Origin of the sequence: Mesorhizobium sp. M0815, assembly GCF_040319995.1 — a bacterium.
Lineage (GTDB): Bacteria > Pseudomonadota > Alphaproteobacteria > Rhizobiales > Rhizobiaceae > Mesorhizobium.
On sequence record NZ_JAMYOU010000067.1, the window covers coordinates 1 to 3,538 of the forward strand.

General features: G+C 60.8%; 4 protein-coding genes. All 4 read right to left on the reverse strand.

The annotated features are described in order from the left end of the window. Positions 1-165 precede the first annotated feature (165 nt). The 4 genes from NKI01_RS30685 to NKI01_RS30700 all read right to left on the reverse strand — a co-directional run bounded on the left by NKI01_RS30685 (position 166) and on the right by NKI01_RS30700 (position 3,407). A complete protein-coding gene (locus NKI01_RS30685; protein ID WP_352965839.1) occupies positions 166-546 on the reverse strand; it encodes a transposase in 381 nt (126 codons plus the stop codon). Positions 547-616: 70 nt separating this feature from the next. After that, a complete protein-coding gene (locus NKI01_RS30690; protein WP_352965841.1) occupies positions 617-2,206 on the reverse strand; it encodes a recombinase family protein in 1,590 nt (529 codons plus the stop codon). Positions 2,207-2,501: 295 nt separating this feature from the next. Continuing rightward, a complete protein-coding gene (locus tag NKI01_RS30695; RefSeq protein WP_352930109.1) occupies positions 2,502-2,954 on the reverse strand; it encodes a helix-turn-helix domain-containing protein in 453 nt (150 codons plus the stop codon). Positions 2,955-3,131: 177 nt separating this feature from the next. Further along, on the reverse strand, positions 3,132-3,407 hold the full coding sequence (locus tag NKI01_RS30700; RefSeq protein ID WP_352496118.1) for a DUF5372 family protein: 276 nt from the start codon (positions 3,405-3,407) through the stop codon (positions 3,132-3,134). Between the last annotated feature and the right edge of the window lie 131 nt (positions 3,408-3,538).

A 3,538-nucleotide genomic window follows, 5' to 3' on the forward strand; every position in this document is an offset into this window, starting at 1 on the left:
CTTACTGAAATCCCTGTCCCGAACTTACTGAAATCCGTGTCCGCGACTTACTGAATTCCTTGTCCGGGACTTTGCGAAACCCGCACACCAGTGCCAAAAGGCCGTCGGGACCTTTTCTAAAATCGACGGGATGACTGGCGAGCAACACCTTTACGCCGGCCGGGATCATGCCTGGCGAACCGCCCGGATAATCCTGGCCAAATGATCCTGGCCGACGTCGGCGCCGGCCCGAATGACCACATCGCCCAAACAGATCTCCACTGTCGAAGACGCCGCTTGGGTGACCTCGACAAAGCCAAGCCGATCCGCATCTCGCTGCGGCGTGACCGCACCGCTCTTGATCGCCTTGCTCCGCCAGCCGAACAGCTGGGCTGGCGCCATCCCCGCTTGTCTGGCGATGGCCGATACATTTGCGCCCGGCTTCAGTGTCGCCTCGATCAGCCGCGACTTCGCTTCCGCCGACCAGCGCCGGCGCGGACGCTGCGGGCTTGCCTCCAGTCGGTTGGCAACCGCTTCAAGAACATGGAAACTTCTATCATCAGGCATAGGCGCAGACATAGAAATTGACACTGCAAGCTCCTCGGCTCCTTGCTTCAGTGTCAGTATGTCTCGCTCATCACCTCAAGCCGCGCCAGATGGGGTCAGCTTGGCGCTTACGCTTGACGAGAGTGACATCCTCGATGATGTGGGTAAGGAGTCGCTTGCGTTCGCGGTTTGGTGTGTCGGGATCCGCCCAGAGCTTGTTGAAATCCACCGTCATTGCGACCAGCCGCTCGCGGACAGCTTCATCAAGGATGAATTGATCGTGCTCCCGGGCACGCTCACGCTCTTCGCGGGCCTTGGCCAAAATACGGAGCTTCTCGTTCCATTCGCCTTCGAGCGTGTCGGCGACGAGACGATTGTCGGGATCGACCAGCATGAAACGGCGCTGGGCGAGATCGGCCTCGATCTGGGCGCGCTCGACCGCGCGACAGCGCAGCCGATCTGCTTCTTCATGCCGGGCTTGGATCTCCTTACGGACGTCGAGCGCCAGTTCGACGGCCGGCGTCATCTGCTCGGCAATCAGCCTGCCGATGGCTTCATCGACAGGAGGCCCGGCGATCGACTGGCACAAGGGGTCACCGCGATAGGTATGGGCGCGATCGCAGATGTACCAGGCTTCCTGTCGGCCGCGCCGGGCAGCGTAGCGAACCCGGAAATGCCGGCCGCATTGCCCACATACCGCCCGACCTTGCAGCAGCGCCGGGCCTTCTCTTGGGATTGACGCTCGTGCCGCGTCATATCCTTGGCCGTTCGCCTTGAGAATCTTCAGGTTCTCCTGATGTTGTTCCCAGCTGATATAGCCGGGATGCGCATCGGGAATGCAGGCCGGCCAATCATCATTAGTTCGCGCACGCACAGTCTTCTTGCCGTCGATGGTGCGCCGATAGTGTCGCCGCCCATAGGCATAGGCGCCGGCGTAACGCGGATTGTTCAGGACGCGCACCGCGGTCGATGCGGTCAGCGGCCGAAACACCGTCTGACTGTTGTGCAGGCGTGACGGGAACAAAAGGCCTTCCGTGCGAAAGGCCTTGACGGTCTGGGAGGCGGATCCGACGCGAGCGAACGTCTCGAAGAAATGGATGATCGTCTCCCTGACTTGCGTGTCCGGATCGAGCACCACATTGCCGGAATGGTCATAGACCAGCCCGGTTGGCAGGGGACAGCGAAACTCGCCGCGCCTTGCCTTGTTGAGGATGCCTCCGCGCAGCCGTGCCTTGATCACATGCAACTCTGCTTCGCTCATGGTGCCCTTGAGACCGAGCAGGAGCCGGTCGTTGAAGCCTGCGGGGTCATAGACGCCGTCTTCATCGAGGATCAGGGTGTCGGCAAGAGCGCAGATCTCCAGCAGGCGCTGCCAATCGGCATTGTTGCGCGCCAGCCGGGAGACTTCCAGCCCCATCACGATCCCGGCGCGCCCCATGCCGACGTCGCTGACCAAACGCTGAAACCCCTCGCGCCAGGCCGCCGAAGCACCGGATTCACCCTGATCATTGTCGACGACGATAATCTGCTCGTCCCGCCAGCCGAGGCGACCGCACGTCCACGAAGCGCATATTGCCACCTGGCGCTCTCGGTGTTCTCGATGACTTGCCGCATCGAGGCGGATGTACAGGTAGGCGCTGCGTTCGACGTGATGAGGCTGGACTTTAAGGTGCGCATTCATGGTGACCTCCGGTCGTGGATGCTCATGGCTATTGTCGCAAGGACGTGAACGACGGCTGCGTGCCCGCCGTGCGTCGGCCAGGCGGTCGACGGTGGATGACTTTGTTCTTGCAGGGGATTTGCTGCTGCGGCCAGCGTCTGTGCCCATCCCCACATGCCCCGGCGCAGAAAGAGCATGAGGCCGCTACGAGCCTTGAGAGGCAGAGCTTCGCCGAGGGCTGCCCCGCGCAGCACCTCATACTGGGCCGCAATGGCCGACGACAGGATCGACGAACGCACCGATGCCGCGGCAATGTTCACCTGCCGGTTTTTTTTAATACCCGCTCGATCGTCCTGGGATGAAGCTCGACATCGAGTTCGCGGCGGACCAGCTTCGCCAGCTCCCGAGCACGAACGGGTTCGCCCGGGCCCAACTGCGCCTGAAGAAACGCCAGGACTTCGTCGTCGATTTTGTGGGGACCGCGGGGGCCCGGCTTCTTTGGTACCAGTCCCGCAATCCCGGCTGCGTCGAAGCTCGCCCTTGCCTGGTAATAGGTCGGCCTGGAAACGCCATACTCGTCGGACGCCACCGTCACCGACATGTTGTCGATGGAGACGCGCCGCAGCATCTCGTATCTGACCTGCACGGCGTCGTGCGGATCGAAGAACTCGCTGTCGCTGAACTTCGGATCGCCCACCTTCTCGGGGTTTGGATTGAAGGTGCCTTGTTCGATGAGGGCCTCCGTCTTCGAGCGCTTGCTGTCGGACATCGCCGGCTCCGAGTGTGGAAAGAAGCGTAATCGTAAAGATGTTTATGCCGCTATTGGCATCGATGTCAAGGCGGCTTGTGCGATAAATGCTGAACATGTAGCCGAAATGCTGGGATATGCTCATGATACAAACCCTCCTGCGGCATAATCCGCCTTACAGATGCGGCATAATTATCCTTACAACTTGTCGAGTGATCGCGAAGCCGATTTACCAGAAAGGCGCCCGACCAGACTGGCCAGCTCCAGCAAGTCGACAGTACGCAAGAGCGCCCGCCCATTCCCCATGACAACTTCTGGATCCGGGTTCGCAAGATCAGTCCATTGCGGGGGAACAGACCACACGGCAGTATCGTCGGCCTGCAGCAAAAGGCGTTCGCCATGCCGATTGTATCGCCTGCCGACACATGGCAGCAGCCGCGAGAACAGAGGATGAAACGGATGCGTGATCCGCACTAATTGCGTAACTGCGTTCGTAGAGTCTGCATTCCCAAGTGAGGTACAAGCGGCTGGATGAGGCGAAGTTCTGCTGGCCGCGGATCGGCCACCACCGGGTCCAGCTCAATCATGCTCAGCTCATGGCTCTG

Coding starts and splice junctions, on each gene's coding strand:
- NKI01_RS30695 (WP_352930109.1), bottom strand. CDS start 2,954: ATGTCCGACAGCAAGCGCTCGAAGACGGAGGCCCTCATCGAACAAGGC.
- NKI01_RS30685 (WP_352965839.1), bottom strand. CDS start 546: ATGCCTGATGATAGAAGTTTCCATGTTCTTGAAGCGGTTGCCAACCGA.
- NKI01_RS30690 (WP_352965841.1), bottom strand. CDS start 2,206: ATGAATGCGCACCTTAAAGTCCAGCCTCATCACGTCGAACGCAGCGCC.